Source organism: Lysinibacillus sp. FSL K6-4013 (assembly GCF_038630435.1).
GTDB lineage: Bacteria > Bacillota > Bacilli > Bacillales_A > Planococcaceae > Lysinibacillus > Lysinibacillus boronitolerans.
This window is the reverse complement of the sequence record NZ_CP152031.1, coordinates 4,063,488-4,086,217: the sequence shown is the minus strand read 5'-3', so window position 1 is coordinate 4,086,217 and position 22,730 is coordinate 4,063,488. Positions and strand designations below refer to the sequence as shown.

Here is a 22,730-nt window from a genome sequence, read left to right as displayed (position 1 = left end):
ACTAGTTCTTATATAGTAATATTACATGAACTATATTAAAAAATAAAACAAACGCTTTCAAAAATTGAGCTATACCAAAAAATATGGACAAATAGTGGCAGATGTAATGATTGGATAAATTATGCAAAAGAAAGGAGTGAAAAGATGCTACTAACTTTATCGATCTTCATCATCATTTTTTTCATTTTCTACCTAACAGAAAAAAGGCGCTTTCTCAACGCGGTAATCCTTGGCCTGATAGGTATATTTATTATTAGAGCGCTTATTATTCATTATCCATTATTGCTGCCAAATGATCAGGGGATTATTTCCGAAATGGGGATATTTATTATATTAGGAAGCTTTCCAAGTATTATGTTTATTTTATCGATAGCCATGTTTTTTAATAGTAAAGTATTATTGGAAAAGGAAGGGCGCAAATTTCATAATTTAATGTTAGCCATATTGGGGCTAAGTTTTGTTATTATGATGATATGGTATGTATTCGTCATTTTTATTCAAATTGAAAATGTATTTTGGCATATTCTTTTCTTCTATGCGTTTTTGATTTTTGGCTATACCATGTTCTTATACACGAGTGTCCTTGCTTACTCAACGTTGTATCATTTTACACCTATCCGTTATGAACCAAATTACATCATTGTATTAGGCTCAGGGTTAATTGGCGATAGGGTACCTCCACTTTTAGCAAGTCGTTTAGATGAAGCAGTAAAGCAATATATAAAGTATGAGAAGAAGCCTTTTATCATTGTTTCCGGTGGTCAGGGGAATGATGAAAAGGTATCTGAAGCATTTGCAATGAAACAATACTTAATAGAAGTTCATCATATTCCAACTGACAAGATTCTTATTGAAGATCGTTCAGCCAATACAGAACAAAATATGATCTTTTCAAAGCAAATAATGGACCACCATTCTCATGGGGTGAACTATCGTTCCATTTTTGTTACGAATAATTTTCATGTGTTTCGTGCAAGTATTTATGCTAGGAAAGCAGCACTAGATGCCGAGGGGATTGGCTCAAAGACAGCATTTTACTATGTTCCTAATGCATTCACACGAGAATTTATAGGTTTATTAGTAATGTATAAATGGACCCATGTCACAGTCTTTTTAATTATTACGCTATTCGTAGGCTTACTATTGAGAGCATATGTGTAACCAAACTTCAACTGTCTTCCATATAATAGTGGTAAGACAGTTTTTTTACATAGTGTGCAGGGGAGGAAAATAATGTACGAGCAAATTTTAGCCAAGCGAAATAAAGAACGAATAAATACCCTACAAAGTCTTACACAAACTCAAGATCCGTGGTTTGCTCAAAATATAAAATTGCTTACATTCGCTGAAGTTAACCTAACAGCCTTGCAGAGGATATTGTATCAAGTAGTACGGGGGTTATTAAAAGAACAGCAACAGCGTCATTTGCAAATTGTCCATACAGTGCAATCTCAATCGATTCAGGAAAATGTATTAACGCTGTTAGCAGAATATGATGATGTCTTGCGCGATGCTATCCCCCAGCCTATCTATATACTCATTTGGCAAATTTCTTCGCTAGAAAAGTTAAAAAACAGTATAGAAGTAGTGGATGATGTGCTTGATATTGTCGAGTGGTATTTTCGTCATCAAGAGGAACAAGTCGCTATTTTAGATGAAGAGGAATTAGATCATGAGCTCATTATTGATTTGTATAAAGAGGCGGTTGAAGAGCAGGATGGGGATGCTCAATATCAACTGGGAGAATACTATAATTCTAGAGAGGGTAAACATTTTCAACCTGAAAAATCATTGAAATGGTTCGAGCTAGCTGCTGCCCAGGGAAATGCAGATGCTCAATATATGCTTGGGAATTTTTGCTTTGGGGGCATAGGTGTGGAGGAGAATTATTCCCTAGCCTTTTCCTACTATGAAAAAGCGGCTTTGCAGGGACATGCGGATGCTGCCAATAATTTAGCGGATATGTACTTTAATGGTGAGGGCGTACCAACGAATTATACATTAGCAAAAAAATGGTTTGACTATGCTGCACAAAAGAATGTCGCAGAGGCAATGTTTACGTTAGGAATTATGTATGAGCAGGGGTTAGGCGTTGAGGTAGATGCGGAAGAAGCTTTTAATGCCTATAAAAAATCCGCTGAGGCAGGGTATGTGGAAGCACAATATCGACTTGGCGGAATTTATTTAGAGGGGCGCTTAGGGAAAACGAAAGATGTCAATCGTGGCCTATTTTGGTATGAAAGAGCTGCGGAACAATATCATGTAGATGCTTTTTATGACTTAGGTTATATATGGAGTAACGGGCTGGCAGGAATACGCAATATCGAAAAAGGTATCCATTGGTTTAAGCAGGCAGCACTTCAAGGAGATGTGGATGCCAAGTTACAGTTAGGGCATATTTTTAATAAAGATCCAGGAATAGATAGAAATCTGAAAGAAGCTATTAAATGGTATAGACTTGCAGCAGATGCTGGCTCCGAAGAAGCGACTAAAATATTACAGGAACTTAAAGGATTGTAAATTTAGTGTTAAAAAAATATAGGTTTTTAGAATTATTTATATAGCTATAGTTAATGAAACTTTTGGTCTAAAAATGATTACTGTGATGGGTATGTAGATAGATGTTGATTGAGAATGAAAAATATTAATATAGTGAAATTTAAAGATGATCAATAAAAAAATAGAATAAATATAAAACAAGTAAGCATAATAAACAAAAAAATGGTTAAAAAAGCTACCCAATAATATTGTGGTAGCTTTTTTATTGATTATTACGCTTTATTTAACAACAAGGACTTTTTATACATTTTATGTAAAATAATGGTATATGTAAGATTGACAGTCATTTATAAAATGATTAATGTATATGAGTGATTTTGAAAAGAAGCATACGTAAATAATTTACTGTTAGTCATGTAGTGACTATATCTGTTTGTTGAGAGCATATGACCTTATGATAATTGAGCAAAGGGATACGCACATACTTTTGGAGGAAGTACGTCATACGGAATGCACTATCTGTTGCGACCATTAAATCTGGTCAATCTGATTTTATCGGTATTTTTTCGTGTATCCATCAATATGTTAAAAGGATTTGATGTTTCTCAGCCTGATGAAAGTAAACGGAATGAAAGAGGGAAGATGTGTGATTTTTCAAAAACAGAGAAAGACGAAGGTATTGGATTTACAGCAATACACAGTGAAAATGGATTTGTCCTCTCGTCAATCAATGGCGAAGCAAATTGAAATGCTGAACTTAACGAAGAAAGACTTACAATATTTAAAAGCTTTCCAGCCAATAGTTATGGACAATGTAGATCACATCGTAAACCGTTTTTACAACATGATAGGAACAGAGCATCATTTGATAGATATTATCAGTCATCATAGTTCTGTAGAAAAGCTTAAAATAACATTACGGCAGCATATTATTGAAATGTTTAACGGAACCATTGATGAGTTGTATTATCAAAGGCGTGTGAAAATTGCAAAGGTGCATGTCCACATTGGGCTTAGAACACAGTGGTATATCTGTGCATTCCAAGATTTATCAATGTCATTTATTGATTTGGTCGAAAAAAATATAGAATTCCCACAAGATCAATTTAATACGATCAGAGCTATATCGAAAATTTGTAATTTTGAGCAACAACTCGTTTTAGAAGCTTTTGAAAACACTGTCGAACAACTGAAGGAAAAAATGGTGCATGAGAAAGAAGTTATTGAACGACAGATTGTAGACTCTTCAGAAGCTCTTGCAACAATTTCGCAGGAAACAAATAATTCATTTTGCTGCTTAAGCAAGCAATCTGACGAAATTAAACATTTGGCCAAAAAGTCACTCGATGTATCTACATTAGCTGAAAATCAAGCACTAGAGGGTCGCGAACGTTTAAAAAATCAATCACAAAATATGCTCAATATTATTCATTCTCTTCACGATATAGAGGAAAATATTGAACAATTATCAGGGATGTCTAAGGAAATGGAAACAATCATGAGTGTTGTGACCAATATTGCGAATCAAACGAATCTATTGGCTTTGAATGCTGCAATTGAAGCAGCGCGTGCTGGTGAAGCGGGGAAGGGCTTTAGTGTAGTGGCTGATGAAGTGCGTAAATTATCGATTCAGACAAAAGAATCAGTGACAGCGGTTGCTTTGTTATTGAAAAAAACGGGTGAACGAACAGAAAAATTAGAGCATTCTTTGACAAATATTCAAGATGAAGTTGCAGCAGGTGAGGAAAATATGTTACAAACGGAAGGCCAATTTACGAATATTTTGGGAGCTATGACAGAAGCAAAAGAACAAAATGATTGTATGGCAACGAAAATACAAGCAATTGTAGGCATATTAAGTGAATTAGGCACTTCATTTACTGATGTAACGAATTCAGCAGAAAAATTAGCGAGCTTTGCGCAAAATTTAAAAGGATAGGCTACTAACATTTACATCTATTTATATTTTTAGAAGTATTAAACACTATAGTACCTATTAAAATGTTTGTTGTGTAAATATTGCAATAGAGGATGGATCTTTTAGAGATTCAGAAAGCGAGAGCTATTTCACTGATGAAATAGCTCTACATGTTGTTGAAAAAAGATGATGTCAACGGCAGAAAAGGCAACTTTGCAGGGTGAGGGGTTGATTTCCGTTCCGCCAGCGTCCTTTCCAGGGGGCGTCCGAGGAGCCGCTTCACTCACTTCCGTTCGTTCCAGGGTCTCCTCTGTGACGCTAAATCCCCTAGGAGTGACGCTGGCTCCACTCCAATCAACCATTCTGCAAAGTGTCTTTACTTTTTTTTCATAGTAGCATAGCGATCAAATCGCCCATTATCTGTATTCTTAGCGGGGATAAGCTCTTATTTTCAGTGTGGAGAAGTGATGCGTGACAACACCTCTTCATAAAGAGTAGTGAGCACCTTCACTTTATTTGAAAACCTTTGCTAAAAAGTTAGTGGGTTGAAGTGGAGGGCTACTTGACTCCCGTGGGATAGCGAGACAGGCGAAGCCCTGCACGGAGCGGTAGCGGAGGAGCGATTCGGCGCTCGCCCACAGGAAAGCAAGTAGCCTGCAACGGAAATCCATTTCTACCTTTCAATTGACTGTTTTGTTTTTCAACACTAAGGAGGGCTATTTCGCTGATGAAATAGCTCTATTTTTGCTAAATTTGTAAAGGGTTTAACGTAATTTTCAGTGAAAAAAAGATTATACTGTAGAAAGAACGAATAATAGGGGCGGTTACTATGAAAACAGTTGTTGTTTTAGGCGGCGGTATTACAGGACTATGTACAATGCATTATTTGCAACGTCAAGTGAAGGAACATAATTTAGATGTTCGTCTAGTACTTATAGAAAAAAATACATATTTAGGAGGCAAATTATATTCGGCACATGAACAAGGTTTCATCATGGAAACAGGTGCTGATTCTATTGTAGCGCGTCACCAAGGTGTTATGGAACTTGTACAGGAGCTTGATTTTGAAGCGGAACTAGTCTACAACGAAACAGGTATTTCTTATATTTATACGAATAATGAGTTACACGCTATTCCAGCAGATTCAACTTTTGGAATACCGATGAGTTTGACATCCTTAGAGGAAAGTACACTCATTTCCGAGCAAGGGAAAAAAGAAGCGTTGAAGGATTTAACATTACCTAACGATCGCTTCACAAAGGAAAGTTCAATCGGTGAATTTTTAACTTACTATTTAGGAGAGGAACTGGTGAAAAATCAAATTGCACCAGTCCTTGCAGGTGTTTATTCGGGAGATTTACATCAGCTTTCTATTGGCTCTACTTTACCGTATCTGATTGATTATAAGAATGATTATGGAAGTATTATTAGAGGCTTTGATGCGAATCGTGAGCAATTTGTTAAAGCAGCGAACAAAAAATTTATATCCTTTAAAAATGGTTTATCTTCTTTAATTGATCGACTTGAACAAACATTATCCGATGTAGAAATCATCAAGGGCGTTACTACTCTAAATGTTAAAAAACAAGATAAGAACTATACAATTTCCTTAGCCAATGGTGAAATTATTGAGTCAGAATATGTCGTTTTAGCATTACCGAACGATACTGTCCAAAATCTACTACAGGATGAATCTTTAAATCGCTATTTTGACCAATTTACGACAGCGTCAGCGATTACTATTTATTTAGGTTTTGATGTGCCGGACTCTAGATTACCAGCAGATGGAACGGGCTATATTGTTTCCCATAATTCAGACGTTACTTGTAATGCAGCTACTTGGACTAGTCGCAAATGGAAGCATACATCGAAAGAAAATAAATTACTTGTGCGACTCTTTTATAAGAGCATCAATCCAGCCTATGAGCAACTACGTGCCATGACGGATGAAGAATTGGCAGCAGTTGCTTTAGAAGATGTGAGAAAGAGCCTAGGAATAGAAGAACAGCCAACCGTTGTAAATGTAACAAAATGGATTGATCAAATGCCTAAATATGATCTAGCGCATCGTGAAGCATTACAAGGGTTACTACATGAATTACATGAAAAATATCCAAATTTATCCATTGCTGGGTGCTCATATTTTGGCGTAGGTATTGGTGCTTGCATTCAAAATGGGAAAAAAATTGGTGAAGAGCTTGCAAAGGAACTTGCCAATTTCTAAGGTTTTAAGTGGAAAAAAACTTTCTTATGTGAAATAGTCTTGACTCATTCGTCAGTAAACGATATGATTCTTTTAATTATTTAAAAAATTCATACTTAATTCTTATCAAGAGAAGCAGAGGGACTGGCCCATTGAAGCTTCAGCAACCAACTTTATTGTCAGGTGCTAAATCCAGAAGACCGTTGAGTCGAAGATGAGAAGGAACAACAATGATGAATCGTTAAAGCCTTCTTTTTTTATGAAAGAGGGCTTTTTATTATATAGAGACATAGGAAGAGAGGCTAGTTTTATGGGATTGCTTGAAAAGTTAAAAACGCATGTATTGACAGCGGACGGTGCAATAGGCACAGTGCTATATGGCTATGGATTGGAGTATTGCCATGAGGAAATGAATGTTCAGAGACCCGAGTTAATTGAGAAGATTCATAGAGAATATATTGCGGCTGGTGCTGACATCATTCAAACGAATACGTACGGTGCAAATGCCATCAAATTAGCTCGCTATGGATTAGAATCACGTGTCCAACAGTTTAATGAAGCAGCTATTACCATTGCAAAACGAGCAGCGGCAGATGGCGGTCAATTTGTCTTAGGAACAATTGGAGGTATTCGGGGAATTCGTAAAAGTGATGCAACCTTGGATGAAATATTAGCGACTATTGAAGAACAAGCAAGTGTCTTACTGGCAGGGAATCCAGATGGTCTTTTACTCGAAACCTATTATGATTTTGAAGAATTATCAGCAACCTTAAAGATGCTACGAGAAAAAACAAATTTGCCAATTATTGCACAAGTTTCTATGCATGAGCCTGGTGTTTTACAAAATGGGATGTCTTTAAATAATGCTCTCCATGAGCTTGAAGCCCTCGGTGCAGATATTGTTGGCGTCAATTGTCGACTAGGTCCTCACCATACAATTCTAGCATTTGAAGGTGTAGAACTTCCTAATAAGGCATTCATGTCTGCCTATCCGAATGCGTCACTTCTTGACTTAGAGGATGGACGTGTCGTTTATGAGTCAGAAGCTGATTATTTTGGTCGAGCAGCTGTTGAATTACGTGACCAAGGTGTACGTTTAATCGGGGGCTGCTGTGGTACTACACCCAAACATATTGCAGCAGCAAAGAAGTATTTAGAAGAGTTATCACCGGTTCAGGAGAAGCATGCGAAACCTGAAAAGATTGAGATTGTACGTGAAGCGGAGCCACCAAAGTATGAGCCTCTTCATGAAAAAGTAAAACGTGAACGCTCTGTCATAGTAGAGTTGGATACGCCTAGACATTTAGAGATTGATGGATTCCTTGAAGGAGCAAAGCAATTGTATGATGCAGGTGCAGATGTAGTCATGATGGCAGACAATTCACTGGCCTCACCACGGATTAGCAATATTGCAATGGGAGCATTGTTGAAGAGTACACATGGTGTACGCCCACTAACACATATTACATGTCGAGACCGTAACTTAATTGGTCTTCAATCGCATTTAATGGGTCTAAATGCTTTAGGTATTCATGATGTGTTGGCTGTTACGGGTGATCCAACGAAAGTGGGAGACTTCCCAGGTGCGACAAGTGTTTATGATGTATCTTCGATGGAGCTGATCCAATTAATTAAGCAGTTAAATGAAGGGGTTTCCTTCTCAGGTAAACCACTTCGTAAAAAAGCAAATTTTTCAGTTGCTGCTGCATTTAATCCAAACGTCCGTGTGTTAGAACGTGCTGTGACACGTTTAGAGAAGAAAATTGAGCATGGGGCAGACTACTTCATTTCTCAACCAGTGTATACGAAAGAAAAAATTGTAGAAATTTATGAGGCAACAAAGCATTTACAAGCTCCTATTTACATCGGCATTATGCCTGTTACGAGTTATAAAAGTGCTGAATTTTTACATCATGAAGTGCCAGGTATCAAATTATCCGAAGATGCCTTGGCAAGAATGAAAGTATGTGGAGAAGACAAGGAACGAGCGAAATTGGAAGGGATTGCCATTGCTAAAGAATTAGTTGAAGTGGCTGCGCAATACTTCAATGGTATATACCTTATTACACCATTTTTACGTTACGATGTGACACTAGAGTTGATGAAATATATAGAGCAATTGGATGAACAGAAAAAAGGAGTAAGTATACATGGCTAAGCACTCGATTGAAGAGCAACTAGAGAAACGTATTTTAATTCTTGATGGCGCAATGGGAACAATGCTACAAAACGAAAATTTATCAGCAGAAGATTTTGGTGGTGAGGAGCTAGATGGCTGTAATGAAAATCTTGTGCTTACTAGACCAGATGTCATTGAAAAAATTCATCATAAATACTTAGAGGCAGGCGCAGATATTATTTGTACTAATACATTTGGTGGGACGCCTCTAGTGTTAAATGAATATGATCTTGGCGCAAAAGCCGAAGAAATTAACAAGCGTGCAGTGGAAATTGCTCGTCAAGCAGTGGATCGTTATTCAACATCGGATTGGCCACGTTTTGTTGCAGGGGCTATGGGGCCAACAACAAAAACGTTATCAGTAACTGGTGGTATTACATTTGATGAGCTAGAGGAAAATTTCTATGTACAGGCAAAGGCATTAATTGAGGCAGGAGCCGACGTTCTGTTATTAGAAACAAGTCAGGATATGCTCAATGTCAAAGCAGGCACACTTGGCGTAAAGCGTGCTTTTGCATCAACGGGAAAAGAACTCCCCGTCATGATTTCAGGAACAATAGAGCCGATGGGTACAACGCTTGCAGGGCAAACGATCGATGCCTTTTATATTTCGATCGAGCATATTAAACCATTATCTGTTGGCCTAAACTGTGCGACAGGACCTGAGTTTATGACGGATCACATTCGTTCATTAGCAGAGCTTTCAACAGGCTATATTAGCTGTTACCCGAATGCTGGCTTACCAGATGAAGAAGGGTGTTATCATGAATCCCCAGAATCGCTATCACAAAAATTAAAAGGTTTTGCAGAAAAGGGTTGGCTTAATATTGTAGGTGGATGTTGTGGGACGACACCCGCTCATATTGCAGCCATTCGTGAGGTCTTAAAAGATGAAAAACCTCGTCGAGTTCCAGAAAAAACACATGGTCATGCGGTATCAGGAATCGAACCGTTATTGTATGACGATTCTATGCGTCCGTTATTTATTGGGGAGAGAACAAATGTTATCGGCTCTCGTAAATTTAAGAATTTAATCATTGATGGAAAGTTTGAGGAGGCCGCAGAGATTGCACGTGCTCAAGTTAAAAATGGTGCACATGTTATCGATATTTGTTTAGCCAACCCTGATCGTGATGAATTAGCCGATATACGTGGATTTATGCAGGAGGTTGTAAAAAAGGTTAAGGTGCCTCTTGTGATTGACTCAACTGATGAAAAAGTAATTGAGGAAGCATTAAAGTTTTCCCAAGGGAAAGCCATCATTAACTCTATTAATCTAGAGGATGGTGAAGAACGATTTGATGCAGTATTACCACTTGTGAAAAAATATGGTGCATCATTAGTTGTTGGAACGATAGATGAAAAGGGAATGGCGGTTGACCGTCATCGAAAGCTTGAAATTGCCGAACGCTCCTATCAACTTTTAACGGAGAAATGGGGAATTGCACCAGAGGATATCATTTTCGACCCATTAATGTTCCCTGTAGGAACGGGTGATGAGCAGTATATTGGTTCAGCTTTGGAAACGATTGAAGGCATTCGTCTCATCAAAGAAAAATTGCCGAAGACATTGACTGTACTTGGCGTAAGTAATATCTCATTTGGCTTACCACCTGTTGGTCGTGAAGTACTGAATGCTGTTTATCTCTATCATTGTACACAGGCGGGCTTAGATTATGCCATTGTTAATACAGAGAAATTGGAGCGTTATGCATCCATCCCTGAAGAGGAAATCAAACTCGCAAATGACCTGCTCTTTAATACAAATGATGAAACATTAGCAGTGTTTACCGATTTTTATCGAGATAAAAAGAAGGAAAAAACGGAAGCTGATATTCCAAAAACGGTTGAAGGTCGTTTAGCTTACTATATATTAGAAGGTACAAAAGAAGGGCTAATTGAGGATTTAGACGCTGCACGGGAAATCTTCGAGGCGCCGCTTGATATAATTAATGGTCCTTTAATGGAGGGCATGGCTGAGGTAGGTCGATTATTTAATGATAATCAACTCATTGTAGCAGAGGTTTTACAATCAGCAGGTGTGATGAAGGCCGCAGTGGCTCATTTAGAGCAATTCATGGAGAAGGATGAAGAGAGTGCTGGAAAAGGGAAAATGGTACTTGCTACAGTAAAAGGTGATGTTCACGATATTGGGAAAAACCTTGTTGATATTATATTAAGTAATAATGGCTATAAGGTAGTCGATTTGGGCATTAAAGTAACTCCTGCCCAATTGATTGAAGCGATTCGTAAGGAAAAACCTGATTTTATTGGGCTGTCAGGTTTACTCGTGAAATCAGCGCAACAGATGGTTATTACTGCTCAGGATTTTAAAGAGGCGGGAATTGATGTTCCTATTTTAGTTGGTGGTGCTGCACTTTCACGTCGTTTTACTGAAACAAAAATTGCAGATGAATATGGTGGTCCTGTTATTTATGCAAAGGATGCTATGCAAGGCTTAGAGCAAGCGAATCTATTAATGGGTGAAGGGACACGTGAAAATTTCTTAGCAGAAATTGAAGAATCCCGTCAAAAACGTTTAGCGGCCGATGAAAAACGAGCTGCTCGTCCTGCAAAAGAGGTAACAATAAAGCCTGCACGAACAGTAAAGGGAGCGCCTGTATTTTTACCAGCTGATTTACGACGTCATGTGAAAAAAGACTATTCTGTATCGCATTTATATCCTTATGTTAATATGCGTACTTTATTGGGACACCATTTAGGCTTGAAAGGGCAGGTTCAGCAATTGCTTGATGCAGGTGATTCAAGAGCGACAGAGCTAAAGGATTTAGTAGATGATTATTTGAAAAGTGATCTATTAAAGCCATCAGGTTTGTATCAATTTTTCCCTGCTCAAGCAGATGGTGATGATGTCGTTGTGTATGATCCTGCTGATAGTAAGACGGAAATTGAACGTTTTACCTTCCCTCGTCAGCAGGTGGAACCATTTTTATGTCTTGCAGATTTCTTAAAAACGGTAGAGAGCGGTGAAATGGACTATATTGCGCTTATGGTTGTAACAGCAGGTCAAGGAGTAATGGCTACAGCTCACCAGTTAAAAGAGGATGGGAAATTCCTTGAAAGTCATGCCTTGCAATCGACTGCTTTAGAATTAGCAGAGGGCTTTGCTGAACGTATGCATCAGGAAATTCGTGACCAATGGGGCTTCCCTGATGCAACAGATTTCACTATGAGAGATCGTTTTGCTGCAAAATATCAGGGTCAACGCTTTTCATTCGGATATCCTGCATGTCCTAACTTGGAGGATCAAGAAAAACTATTCGGCTTGTTAAAACCTGAGGATATTGGCGTCCATCTTACAGAAGGCTTTATGATGGAGCCAGAAGCATCTGTATCTGCAATCGTTTTTGCTCATCCTGATGCTCGCTACTTCAATGTTTAAGGCATAAAATAGAGGGTGGGACAAAACCCACCTTTGAGCTGAAAAAGCCGTTGAAATTTTACGATGAGTAAAATTTCAACGGCTTTCAATAATTATTGAATAAAAATAAGGACCACTTCTGATAAAATAAAGTTACCACACAAAATTTTACAGGAAAGAAGGATCCTTATGTTCAAAAATTATAACATGAATCAATTAGTTTTGCCTCTAGATTTAGAAGTTCCATTACAAGAAAATGATATTGCTTTTGCCATCCATCATTTAGTCGAAAGTATTCCTGAGAGAACCTTCGACTCCTTTCAACGCCAAACAGGTTGCCCATCTTATCACCCACGCATGATGCTTAAAATTATTTTATGTGGCTACACGCAATCGGTTTTCTCTGGCCGTAAAATAGAAGACCTAACCAAAGACAGTATACGGATGATGTGGCTGGCCCAAGGGTATGAACCAAGCTACCGTACGATCAATCGTTTCCGTGTTCATCCCGATATGAAAGAGCTCATTCGCCAGTGTTTTGTGCAGTTCCGTGTCCAGCTTGTCCAAGAAAAAATCATCGATCAAGAGGCCATTTTTATTGATGGTACGAAGATTGAAGCGAATGCCAATAAATTCACGTTCGTTTGGAAGAAAGCAGTGGAAAAACATCATCACAATCTCGTTGAAAAATCGAATCAATTGTATAATGAGCTACTTGAAAAACAAATTATACCAGCATTGCAACGTGAAGATGAGGAGCAGCTTTCTATGGAAGAACTCACGCAAATCGCTGAAAAGTTAGAGGAAGTGGTCGAGGACTATACACAAAAAATCGATAGTACGGATGATGTCGGGATGCGGAAACAGCTGCGTAGTGAACGAAAAACGCCAAAGCAACTGTTAAAACAAGTACATGACTGGCTGATTCGTAAGCAGAGGTACGAAAAAGATTTTGAGATTTTTGACACACGCAACAGCTATTCAAAAACGGACAAAGATGCGACGTTTATGCGAATGAAAGACGATTACATGCAGAATGGACAACTAAAACCAGGCTATAACGTACAAATCGCAACAGAAGGTCAGTATGCGCTTGCCTACAGCATTTTTCCGAACCCAACGGATACACGTACGTTCATTCCATTTCTAAATGAAATCGAGCAGCATTATTTCGAGTTACCGCAATACATTGTCGCAGATGCAGGTTATGGTAGTGAACAAAACTATGAGGAGATCCTTTCGAACAGAAAACGAGAAGCACTGATTCCCTATACCATGTATGAGAAGGAGCAAAAGAAAAAGTACAAACAAAACCAATTTAACACCGATAACTGGCCATATGATAAAGAAACAGACACCTATACATGCCCGAATCAGAAACGTCTCGAATGGAAAAATCAAACTGTACGGAATGATCGGACAGGCTTCCAACATACGTTCAACATCTACGAATGCGAGGACTGTTCAGGATGTCCATTCCGTTCATCATGTACAAAAGCAAAAGAAGGCACCAATCGAAAAATGATGGTGAATGAAAAATGGGAACAACAAAAAGAATATATAAGAACAAAGCTTTCAGAAGAAAAAACGCGTACCATTTATCGTCAACGCAAAATTGACGTGGAGCCAGTTTTTGGATTCTTGAAGGCTAATTTGCGTTTCACTCGATTTTCTGTACGAGGAAAATCGAAGGTAGAAAACGAAATGGGGCTCGCATTACTGGCCGTGAATTTACGAAAATACACGGCCAACAAACAAGAACATATAAAATTAAATAGTAAAAAATGGAGAAAGGAGAATTTGAGCGAACTCAAATTCTCCTTTCTCCTTATTCGAAGCTAGTTCTGTCCCAGCCTCGTTTCATTGTAGATGATAATGATTTGGTTAAGGGAAGTGAGCAGAATGATACGATTTATGGAAGAGAAAGATATACCTGGGGTTTTGGACATCTATAATGATATTATTTTAACAAGCAAGGCTGTCTATCGATACGATATACAAACTTTAGATGAAAAAGTACAGTGGTTTAAGGAGCAACAAGCATTAGGTAATCCTTTGCTTGTATTTGAGGATAATGGGCTTGTCGCTGGCTTTGCTAGCTATAGTCAATTTCGTCCTTATCCAGGTTATAAATTTACAATGGAGCACTCTGTCTATGTGCATAAAGAGCATTATCAAAAAGGGATTGCGACAAAGCTCATGCACAAGTTGATCGCGATTGCTGAAGAAAATGGTGTGAAAACGCTTGTCGCGGGTATTGATGGAGAAAACATTGGTAGTATTAAAGCACATGAAAAATTAGGCTTTGAATATGCAGGCACAATCAAAAATGCAGGCTATAAATTTGAACAATGGCTAGACCTGGTGTTCTACCAACTTCATTTGACTGGACCCAAATCATAAAAGGATATGACAAATGTCATATCCTTTTTGTGATGTTTGCGTCTGTTACTGACTTGTACTCTTGTTTTATGATGAGCTCATAAGGAAAAGGAAACGAGGGAGTAGAAGATGGCAACAATTAAAGAAAAAACGAAAAAGTTACGTCAAGATGTAGCGCCATTTGCTAAATCGGATACGCGTAAAAGTGTTTTTCAGATTATAAATACAATTGTACCGTTAATTGCATTATGGGTGGCTGGTTACTTGTTAGTGGATGTCTCACCTTGGCTAACAGTTGGCTTAAGTGCTATTTCAGCAGGTTTTGTCGTACGAACTTTTATTATTTTTCACGATTGTACACACGGGTCATTTTTCAAAAGTAAAAAGGCAAACGACTGGGTTGGATTTTTTACTGGGGTGCTAACATCTTTCCCCTACGAAAAATGGAAACGTGAGCATACAATTCACCATGCAACAAGCTCAAACTTAGACAAGCGTGGTATTGGTGATATTGATATGATGACAGTGGAAGAATATATGCAAGCCTCAAAAGGCCAACGTTTATGGTATCGCTTTTATCGTAATCCATTTGTGATGTTTGGTTTAGGACCACTATATATGGTACTTGTTTTAAATCGTTTTAATCGTAAGGATGCGAAGAAGAAGGAACGTCTCAATACAGTTTTGACAAATATTGTCATTGTGGGAATTTGTGCAGCTTTAATTTTCTTCATGGGCTGGCAAGCGTTTTTATTAGTACAAGGCGTTACTTTATTTATTGCAGGTTCTTTAGGCATTTGGTTATTTTACATTCAGCACACGTATGAAGATTCTTACTTTGAGCATGATTCAGAGTGGGATTATGTGAAAGCCGCAGTAGAAGGTAGCTCGTATTATAAATTGCCAAAAATTTTACAATGGGTAACAGGGAATATTGGTTTCCATCATGTCCACCATTTAGCTCCTCGTGTACCTAACTATAATCTTGAAAAGGCACACAATGAAACACCGCCATTACACATGGCAACAACAATTACTTTACGTACGAGTTTAGAATCACTACGTTACAAGTTATATGATGAGGATCAAGGTAAATTTGTGACGTTTAAAGAGGTAAATGAAATTATAAAGCGTAAAGCAAGAGGCAGTATTGCCGCTTAGTTGATAACAGCCATCTCTACAAGAGAGATGGCTGTTTTATGTAAAGGGAAGAGTCTTAGTCAAAGTATGTACAGGCATAAATTTAATTTTCTTGTTATAATAAGGGAAAAGCAGGAAAGAGCGTGAGATTATATTGAGGAAATGGCATAGTATTATTCCGAATAGTCCGATGCTCAGTGTATATTTATGGATAATTTTTTGTTTCCTACCGTTTTTCTTCATTTTTAGGAAATCATCTTATATCGAAATATCGATAGGCATTACGTTTTTAATGCTCTATTTTATCTTCTATCGATTTGCCATGAATTCGAAAAGCGGTTTAGTTTATATGTGGATTAGCTTTGAAATGGTCATAAACATCATTATGACTATATTATATGGCTATGTCTATTTGTCCATTTTCACAGCATTTTTTATTGGGAATATCCGAAGACCCGTCGGCTTTTATATTATGTACGGTCTACATATTGGGTTTACAGTTATTTCAACTGGGGCTGGATTCTTTGTGGAGCTTAACCTATTTTTATCACAATTGCCTTTCGTTGTATTAACTATTTTAGCTGTCGTCCTTTTACCGCTAACGCTTTATTCCAAAAATAAACGTGAAAATTTAGAGGGACAATTAGAAACAGCCAATGAACGTATTGCTGAGTTAATTGTTTTTGAGGAACGACAAAGAATAGCTCGAGATTTGCATGATACATTAGGACAAAAATTGTCCATGATTGGTTTGAAGAGTGATCTAGCTTCTAGGCTGATTGAACGAGATCCCCAGCAAGCCTTGATTGAGATTAAGGATATACGTCAGACAGCTAGTATTGCCTTAAAAGAGGTTCGGGAATTAGTTTCAGATATGCGCACGGCAAAATTCGAAGATGAGATCATGCGTATTTCACAAATACTAAAGGCGGCTGAAATGGAGTTTGTCTTTGAGGGTGATAAAAATGCACTGCAAGTTCCACCGCTTGTAGAGAATGTTTTATCTATGTGCTTAAAAGAGGCGGTTAATAATGTTGTCAAACATAGTGGAGCAACAAAATGTGAAATTGCTTTCCATCAAAATTTTAAAGAAGTTTACTTAGTAGTGCGAGATAACGGACAGGGCATTACGAAAAAACAAGCTTGGAGAACTGGTAATGGATTGAAAGGAATGCGGGAACGTTTAGAGTTTATTAATGGGTCCTTCAAAATTGAAAGTGTTGAGGGCACCACATTAACGGTAACTATCCCAGTAGCTATTACACATCAGAATGTCAAAGACAATCTGAAGAACATATAGAAAAGAGGATTGTGACATGATACGAATTGTGATTGCTGAAGATCAGGGGATGCTATTAGGCGCGCTTCGCTCTTTACTTAGTATGGAGGAGGATATGGAGGTTGTTGGCTTAGCAAAAAATGGTGAGGAAGCATTGATGCTTGTGGAAGAGCATCAACCTGATATTTGTATTATGGATATTGAAATGCCAGTGAAAACTGGACTAGACGCAGCAGAGGAAATGCATAGTACTGGTTCAGATTGTAAAGTCATTATTTTAACTACATTTGCTAGACCGGGTTATTTCGAACGTGCTAGAAAAGCGAGTGTCAGAGGCTATTTATTAAAGGATAGCCCTATAGAGGAGTTAGTGAGCGCAATCCGTACAATAATGGATGGTAAACGTATTTATGCACCAGAGCTCGTTGATTTTGTCTATGAAGATGATAGTGAAAATCCTTTAACGGAGCGAGAGAGCCAAGTACTGACACTTGTGGCAGAGGGCAAGACGACAAAGGAAATTGCTGCTGAGCTGTTTTTGTCTGCTGGCACGGTTCGTAACTATATTTCAACGATCTTAGAAAAACTGAACGTTGGCAATCGAATTGAGGCCATTGCACGCTTTAAAGAAAAAGGATGGAATAAATAAAAAGAGAACCTTATCGCATCATAAGCGAAAAGGTTCTCTTTTTTTTACTTATTGCGTTTAGTCAAACGACCAAGAACGAATGCACCTGCTGCTACTGCAAGAACAGTATTCGTTTTTTTCGTAAATACTTGTTTTGTGACAAGATTAAGGTTTTGAGGACGCTCAGCTAAACGGCGCATGAAATAGCCGTACCAATCTTCACCGAAAGGAACGTACACACAGAAGTTATAGCCCTCTTTTGCAAGCTCTTTTTGCATATCTGTACGGAAACCATATAGCATTTGGAATTCAAATTTATCAAGTGGGATATTATGATCAGCTACAAAGCGTTTTACATGTGCAATGATATTGTGATCATGTGTTGCGATTGATGTAAATTTACCGTTTAGTAGGTGATATTCAATCAACTCAATAAAGTTTAAATCAATATCTAATTTGTCTTGATAGGCTACTTCAACTGGCTCTTTATAAGCACCTTTTACGATACGTAAACGGTAGTCCTTGAATTTTTCAATATCATCTTTTGCGCGGTAAAAGTATGATTGGATGACAGTACCAACATTATCAAATGTTTTAGATAGTTCTTCCACCATATCAAAGGAAGTTTGTAGGCGTCCATAGTCTTCCATATCAAAGTTTACAAAGATATCATATGAAGCGGCTTTTTCTACAATTTCATACAGATTGTCATAACAAAAATCAACATCAATATCTAAACCTAATTGAGATGGTTTTAATGAAATATGTGCAGCTACACCATTTTCGTGAATAGCTTCGATCACAGTAAGGATTTTTTCTTTAGCAGCAGTCGCTTCTTCTTTACTTGAAACAAATTCACCTAGGTTATCTACAGTACAAGAAATATTATGTGCATTTAGCTCTTTGATGCTTGCAATTGTTTCTTCGATATTTGTACCAGCTACTACACTTTGTGCTCCTAATTTTAGGCCATATTTCTTTGCAGCACTATTTAATAGTTGGTTCTCAGATAAATGGATGAAAAAATCGCGTAATAACATGGTCATTCTCCTAACTGCATTTTCTTTTTAGTATAACATAAATTTTTTAAACTATATTACATTCAGCCTAACAATTATTTCATTTCAAGTATTTGCATACGTTCATTAAATAACGCAGGATAACTTAAAAAACCAATCATAACACTGGATAATGTTGCAGTTGTTAGGAGAGCAAAGATAATTAAAAGTTGAAATTGGACTGCCTGAATAGGGTCAGCTCCTCCGATAATTTGACCACTCATCATACCTGGTAGCTGTACTAGTCCAATTGTCTTTTGACTCTCGATAGTAGGAATCATACTAGCTTTTATGGCATTAATTAATTGGCGATGAATAGCCTGTTTTGGTGTGCCACCTAGGGATAGTATTAGTTCCATCTGGTCCTTATGGTTAATAATTTCAGCCGTAAAACGATTTAAGAATAGAATGGATAGCACCATTGAATTACCGATTAACATCCCGCTAATGGGAATGATATATTGAGCAGTTGTTGGAACAATATGAAAGCCTAGCAAGACACCTTGTGTAATTATTTCTATCATGACAAGAGTTAGCGCTATTTTCCAGGTTATTCCTCTTATACCTGCTCCTTTTTTTCGGGCATTTAACGTGGCAACGATAATCATTAATGCTACCATCAGGAAAATATAGCTATAACTATTTGCGTCAAAGACAAATTTTAATATATAGCCGACAGCAAGCAATTGAATGATGGAGCGTAATGTTGCGATGAGCGTATCTTTTTCAAGGTCTAACTTTAATATTTTGGATAAGAGTAACGGAATACAAACAAAAATTAATGTCAGTGATAAGGCTGTATAGGTCATTTGTTTACCCCCTGTACAAACTCGGCAACACGTGGATTTGTTGGTGCATTGAGTAAAGAGCTTTTACCAGTTTCCATGAGCTCCCCATTCATCATAACCCATGTATAGTGACCAATCGTTAATGCTTGTTGTAAATTATGAGTAATCCAAATCATGGTGACATTGTATTTTTTGTTAATGGTGACAATCAATTTTTCAATATCCTGTACGGATTGACGATCCAAGGCTGACGTTATTTCGTCTAATAATAAAATAGAGGATTGATTGATAAGTGTTCGAGCGATGGATACCTTTTGACGTTGTCCGCCTGATAGATCATTTGTAGATTGATGCAAGAAGCTTTCGTTTAACCCAACGTCCTCTAAATATTGAATAGCCTCCCGATCCGAAAGTTTTTGTCCTTGCAGTGTACGGGGAAGTGCAAGATTCTCTAACACTGTACCTGCTATCATAGGAGCTGCCTGTAAAGCAATACCAACATGCCTTCTTAAAGCTGTTGGATCATATGTAGAAATAGGTTGATTATCAACGAGTATATGCCCATTTGATGGTGAAAGAAGGCCATTACATAATTTAAGTAACGTTGTTTTACCTGCGCCAGAGGGGCCAACGAGAGTCGTAATTTGTCCTTTTGGAAATGACCCAGTAATTGACTTTAATATCATTTTGTCATTTACTGAAAAATGAACTTGTTGAAAGTGAATCGCAGGCTCATATAACATATTCATCTATTGAAACTCCTTTGCTTTAGTCAGTAAAATAACTGTAGCATGAAATGATGGAAGATGGTGTTGAAAAAAGAAAGAAGGGAATTTGGAAATGGAAATATTGTATTTCGATACTTTGACATATGCACAAGGTGATATGTATGTTGTGGCTTCAGACGAAGGACTTGTTTATATAGGAACACCAAATGCAGCATTCGATGAAGTGAAGGAGTGGGCTAAAAAACCATTCAAAGGATATTGTTTTGAAGAGAATTCGGAAAAATTACTACCATATAAAGAGCAATTAACAGCCTATTTTAAGAAGGAACTTATTGAATTTGACCTTCCAATCCATGTAAAAGGGACAGCATTTCAATGAGCAGTGTGGGATGCATTAAAAGAATTACCCTATGGGACAACAACAACTTATGGGAATATTGCTCAACGCATTGGTAACCCCAAAGCAGTTAGAGCGGTAGGGACTGCTATAGGAGCGAACCCAATTCTAGCGATTATTCCATGTCATCGCGTCATTGGCAAAAATGGTCAATTAACAGGCTTCAGAAGTGGCTTGGCTATGAAGCAATTTTTACTTGAGCTAGAGCAGGAATAATTTAATTGAAGCGAAGTAATTTATTGTAAATGGTAATTAGTTGCTAAATTAAAGAAACAAAGCGGTTCTAACAAAGATAAGAGCGCTTAGCTGAAAAATGATCGATTCTAGAGATTTGATCACTTTATACCAACTCTCCTACCTTTTCTGTAAATGAACGGTTTCCAATGTAGGAAAGTGCCAAAAGAAATCTGCCCCATTATCCAGAGATAAAGGAGCAGATGTTTCTACTAGCTATACATGTTGTTCTTCTTGAACATTGTTCTGTGCTTTACCGAAATGTGTTAAACGATGTGCGAAGGTTTCGCCTCGTACAGCAGAGCTTTTGAAAATATCTTGGTATTCGTACGCAGGCGTTCCGTGTTCCATTACATCTAACCCAGCAATTTCTTCTTCAGCCGTTACGCGTAATGGGACAAATGCTTTGATGATCAATAAACCTGCTGCAACAGATACACTAACCCACGCAATAGTTGCAATAACGCCGATTGCTTGAATACCTAATAGACCAAAACCCCCGCCATAAAATAAGCCTTGCCCACCAATATCAAAAAGGCCAACTGCCAGTGTTCCCCAAATACCACAAATACCATGAACAGCAATTGCTCCAACAGGATCATCAACTTTTAGCTTCCACTCTAGGAAGCGTACACCTTCCACAAGTAAGGGTGCAGCAATTAAGCCGATGATAAGCGAGCCAAAAATGCTGACATTCGCTGCACCAGCAGTAATGCCTACAAGCCCAGCTAACGCACCGTTTAATGTAAGAGAGCCATCGATATGTCCGTATCGAAATTTTGTATAGAAGGCAGTAGCAACGACACCAGCCGCAGCTGCAAAAAACGTATTGGCAATAACACTAGGAACTAGCTCTGGATCGGCAGCTAATGTAGAAGCGCCATTGAAGCCGAACCAACCAAACCAAAGTAAAAATACGCCTAAAGCTCCTAGTGGAATACTGTGTCCTGTAATAACATTTACTCGACCATTTTCATATTTACCTAGTCGAGGTCCAACCATAACGGCTGCGACAAAGGCTGCAACAGCACCTGTTAAGTGAACAACTGTCGAGCCAGCAAAATCAACAAAACCTAAATCTGTTAACCAACCTTGACCACTCCAAACCCAGTGGCCTACTACAGGATAAACAACTAAAGACATAAGTATAATAACTCCAACATAAGCGAAAATATTAGTACGTTCTGCAACAGCCCCCGACAAAATAGTGGCTCCTGTTGCAGCAAACATTGTTTGGAAGATAAAGAAAGAAAGATCATCGACCCCTTTTAAAGCAAAGCCACTAGTGCCGAAAATGCCACCTACTGAGTCTCCGAACATAATGGCATAGCCACATAAAAAATAGACGATCCCGCCAAGAGAAATGGTAAGAAAATTCTTCATGATGATATTGACTGCATTTTTCGAGCGAGTAAATCCAGCCTCGACCATAGCAAAACCTGCATGCATAAAGAATACTAAAATAGTGCCAAGCATCACCCAAATTAAATTAACAGATAATAGTACATCATCCATCTATATCGCCCCCTTTATTCTACTGCAATCAATCCGATTTCTTTTGTTCGGATACGAATTGCTTGTTCTACTGGATAAATGAAAATCTTGCCGTCCCCAACTTTACCAGTTGCTGCTTCACGCAATAAAATCTCTACAATGGCATCAACTTTGCCATCGTCTACAATCATTTCTAATTTTAATTTAGGTAAAAATTCAATTTCATACGTATTGCCGCGGAAGAGTCCTGTTCTACCTAGCTGACGACCACAACCAGCGATTTCAGAAACGCTTAACCCCGCAATTCCTTCCTGTGCAAGACCATCCCGAACTGCTCCAAAAACTTCAGGACGAATGATTGCTTCAATTTTTTTCATTTGTACCAGCTCCTTGCGTAAATTTAATTTACATGTTAAAACGG

Annotated in this window: 16 protein-coding genes, 1 pseudogene and 1 riboswitch; of the genes and pseudogenes, 12 read left to right on the top strand and 5 right to left on the bottom strand. The window is 38.0% G+C overall.

Annotated elements, in window-relative coordinates:
• Positions 1–144 precede the first annotated feature (144 nt).
• From MHB39_RS20230 to MHB39_RS20180, 11 genes are all read left to right on the top strand, one after another.
• Entirely contained in the window at positions 145–1,161 is a 1,017-nt protein-coding gene (locus tag MHB39_RS20230) for a YdcF family protein (RefSeq protein WP_036076030.1), read from the top strand.
• 72 nt (positions 1,162–1,233) lie between these two features.
• Entirely contained in the window at positions 1,234–2,520 is a 1,287-nt protein-coding gene (locus MHB39_RS20225; protein WP_258859695.1) for a tetratricopeptide repeat protein, read from the top strand.
• Between the two features lie 625 nt (positions 2,521–3,145).
• A complete protein-coding gene (locus MHB39_RS20220) occupies positions 3,146–4,438 on the top strand; it encodes a globin-coupled sensor protein (RefSeq protein WP_016993699.1) in 1,293 nt (430 codons plus the stop codon).
• Positions 4,439–5,246: 808 nt separating this feature from the next.
• On the top strand, positions 5,247–6,641 hold the full coding sequence (locus MHB39_RS20215) for a protoporphyrinogen oxidase (RefSeq protein ID WP_016993698.1): 1,395 nt from the start codon (positions 5,247–5,249) through the stop codon (positions 6,639–6,641).
• 99 nt (positions 6,642–6,740) lie between these two features.
• Positions 6,741–6,841, top strand: a riboswitch (SAM riboswitch).
• Positions 6,842–6,930: 89 nt separating this feature from the next.
• Complete coding sequence (locus MHB39_RS20210) at positions 6,931–8,778, top strand: bifunctional homocysteine S-methyltransferase/methylenetetrahydrofolate reductase (protein WP_333005903.1); 1,848 nt, start codon at positions 6,931–6,933, stop codon at positions 8,776–8,778.
• Positions 8,771–12,202, top strand: a complete 3,432-nt coding sequence (metH, locus tag MHB39_RS20205; RefSeq protein WP_342545132.1) for a methionine synthase — start codon at positions 8,771–8,773, stop codon at positions 12,200–12,202. The genes MHB39_RS20210 and metH overlap by 8 nt, the downstream gene beginning before the upstream one ends.
• 168 nt (positions 12,203–12,370) lie before the next feature.
• Positions 12,371–14,023 (top strand): IS1182 family transposase, encoded by a 1,653-nt coding sequence (locus MHB39_RS20200; RefSeq protein WP_339280866.1) that lies wholly within the window; start codon positions 12,371–12,373, stop codon positions 14,021–14,023.
• 60 nt (positions 14,024–14,083) lie between these two features.
• Positions 14,084–14,584: a GNAT family N-acetyltransferase gene (locus MHB39_RS20195; RefSeq protein WP_016993695.1), complete on the top strand. Its 501-nt coding sequence runs from the start codon at positions 14,084–14,086 to the stop codon at positions 14,582–14,584.
• A gap of 108 nt (positions 14,585–14,692) precedes the next feature.
• On the top strand, positions 14,693–15,724 hold the full coding sequence (locus MHB39_RS20190) for a fatty acid desaturase (RefSeq protein WP_312126804.1): 1,032 nt from the start codon (positions 14,693–14,695) through the stop codon (positions 15,722–15,724).
• Positions 15,725–15,995: 271 nt separating this feature from the next.
• Entirely contained in the window at positions 15,996–17,003 is a 1,008-nt protein-coding gene (locus MHB39_RS20185) for a sensor histidine kinase (RefSeq protein ID WP_004224458.1), read from the top strand.
• A 16-nt stretch (positions 17,004–17,019) separates the two neighbouring features.
• Positions 17,020–17,631 carry a response regulator transcription factor gene (locus tag MHB39_RS20180; RefSeq protein ID WP_016993691.1) on the top strand — a complete coding sequence of 204 codons (612 nt, stop codon included), beginning with the start codon at positions 17,020–17,022 and terminating at the stop codon, positions 17,629–17,631.
• 44 nt (positions 17,632–17,675) lie between these two features.
• On the opposite strand, the gene MHB39_RS20175 is transcribed toward MHB39_RS20180, so the two are convergent.
• From MHB39_RS20175 to MHB39_RS20165, 3 genes are all read right to left on the bottom strand, one after another.
• Positions 17,676–18,650 carry a proline dehydrogenase gene (locus MHB39_RS20175; RefSeq protein WP_036076039.1) on the bottom strand — a complete coding sequence of 325 codons (975 nt, stop codon included), beginning with the start codon at positions 18,648–18,650 and terminating at the stop codon, positions 17,676–17,678.
• A gap of 74 nt (positions 18,651–18,724) precedes the next feature.
• Positions 18,725–19,477: an iron export ABC transporter permease subunit FetB gene (fetB, locus tag MHB39_RS20170; RefSeq protein WP_312126808.1), complete on the bottom strand. Its 753-nt coding sequence runs from the start codon at positions 19,475–19,477 to the stop codon at positions 18,725–18,727.
• Positions 19,474–20,205, bottom strand: coding sequence for a phosphate ABC transporter ATP-binding protein (locus tag MHB39_RS20165; protein WP_342545125.1), 732 nt, complete (start codon positions 20,203–20,205; stop codon positions 19,474–19,476). Before MHB39_RS20165 ends, fetB begins: the two co-directional genes overlap by 4 nt.
• A gap of 91 nt (positions 20,206–20,296) precedes the next feature.
• On the opposite strand from MHB39_RS20165, the pseudogene MHB39_RS20160 reads away from it, so the two are divergent.
• A pseudogene (locus MHB39_RS20160) lies at positions 20,297–20,797 on the top strand (methylated-DNA--[protein]-cysteine S-methyltransferase).
• Between the two features lie 234 nt (positions 20,798–21,031).
• Here the strand turns inward: MHB39_RS20160 and MHB39_RS20155 are convergent.
• On the bottom strand, positions 21,032–22,330 hold the full coding sequence (locus MHB39_RS20155) for an ammonium transporter (protein WP_342545124.1): 1,299 nt from the start codon (positions 22,328–22,330) through the stop codon (positions 21,032–21,034).
• A gap of 14 nt (positions 22,331–22,344) precedes the next feature.
• Positions 22,345–22,686: a P-II family nitrogen regulator gene (locus MHB39_RS20150; RefSeq protein WP_342545123.1), complete on the bottom strand. Its 342-nt coding sequence runs from the start codon at positions 22,684–22,686 to the stop codon at positions 22,345–22,347.
• Positions 22,687–22,730: the final 44 nt, after the last annotated feature.

What these genes read in the sequence shown, in the direction of transcription:
- MHB39_RS20230 (WP_036076030.1), top strand. Translation starts at nt 145, where the DNA reads ATGCTACTAACTTTATCGATCTTCATCATCATTTTTTTCATTTTCTAC.
- MHB39_RS20225 (WP_258859695.1), top strand. Translation starts at nt 1,234, where the DNA reads ATGTACGAGCAAATTTTAGCCAAGCGAAATAAAGAACGAATAAATACC.
- MHB39_RS20215 (WP_016993698.1), top strand. Translation starts at nt 5,247, where the DNA reads ATGAAAACAGTTGTTGTTTTAGGCGGCGGTATTACAGGACTATGTACA.
- MHB39_RS20210 (WP_333005903.1), top strand. Translation starts at nt 6,931, where the DNA reads ATGGGATTGCTTGAAAAGTTAAAAACGCATGTATTGACAGCGGACGGT.
- metH (WP_342545132.1), top strand. Translation starts at nt 8,771, where the DNA reads ATGGCTAAGCACTCGATTGAAGAGCAACTAGAGAAACGTATTTTAATT.
- MHB39_RS20200 (WP_339280866.1), top strand. Translation starts at nt 12,371, where the DNA reads ATGTTCAAAAATTATAACATGAATCAATTAGTTTTGCCTCTAGATTTA.
- MHB39_RS20195 (WP_016993695.1), top strand. Translation starts at nt 14,084, where the DNA reads ATGATACGATTTATGGAAGAGAAAGATATACCTGGGGTTTTGGACATC.
- MHB39_RS20190 (WP_312126804.1), top strand. Translation starts at nt 14,693, where the DNA reads ATGGCAACAATTAAAGAAAAAACGAAAAAGTTACGTCAAGATGTAGCG.
- MHB39_RS20185 (WP_004224458.1), top strand. Translation starts at nt 15,996, where the DNA reads ATGCTCTATTTTATCTTCTATCGATTTGCCATGAATTCGAAAAGCGGT.
- MHB39_RS20180 (WP_016993691.1), top strand. Translation starts at nt 17,020, where the DNA reads ATGATACGAATTGTGATTGCTGAAGATCAGGGGATGCTATTAGGCGCG.
- MHB39_RS20175 (WP_036076039.1), bottom strand. Translation starts at nt 18,650, where the DNA reads ATGTTATTACGCGATTTTTTCATCCATTTATCTGAGAACCAACTATTA.
- fetB (WP_312126808.1), bottom strand. Translation starts at nt 19,477, where the DNA reads ATGACCTATACAGCCTTATCACTGACATTAATTTTTGTTTGTATTCCG.
- MHB39_RS20165 (WP_342545125.1), bottom strand. Translation starts at nt 20,205, where the DNA reads ATGAATATGTTATATGAGCCTGCGATTCACTTTCAACAAGTTCATTTT.
- MHB39_RS20155 (WP_342545124.1), bottom strand. Translation starts at nt 22,330, where the DNA reads ATGGATGATGTACTATTATCTGTTAATTTAATTTGGGTGATGCTTGGC.
- MHB39_RS20150 (WP_342545123.1), bottom strand. Translation starts at nt 22,686, where the DNA reads ATGAAAAAAATTGAAGCAATCATTCGTCCTGAAGTTTTTGGAGCAGTT.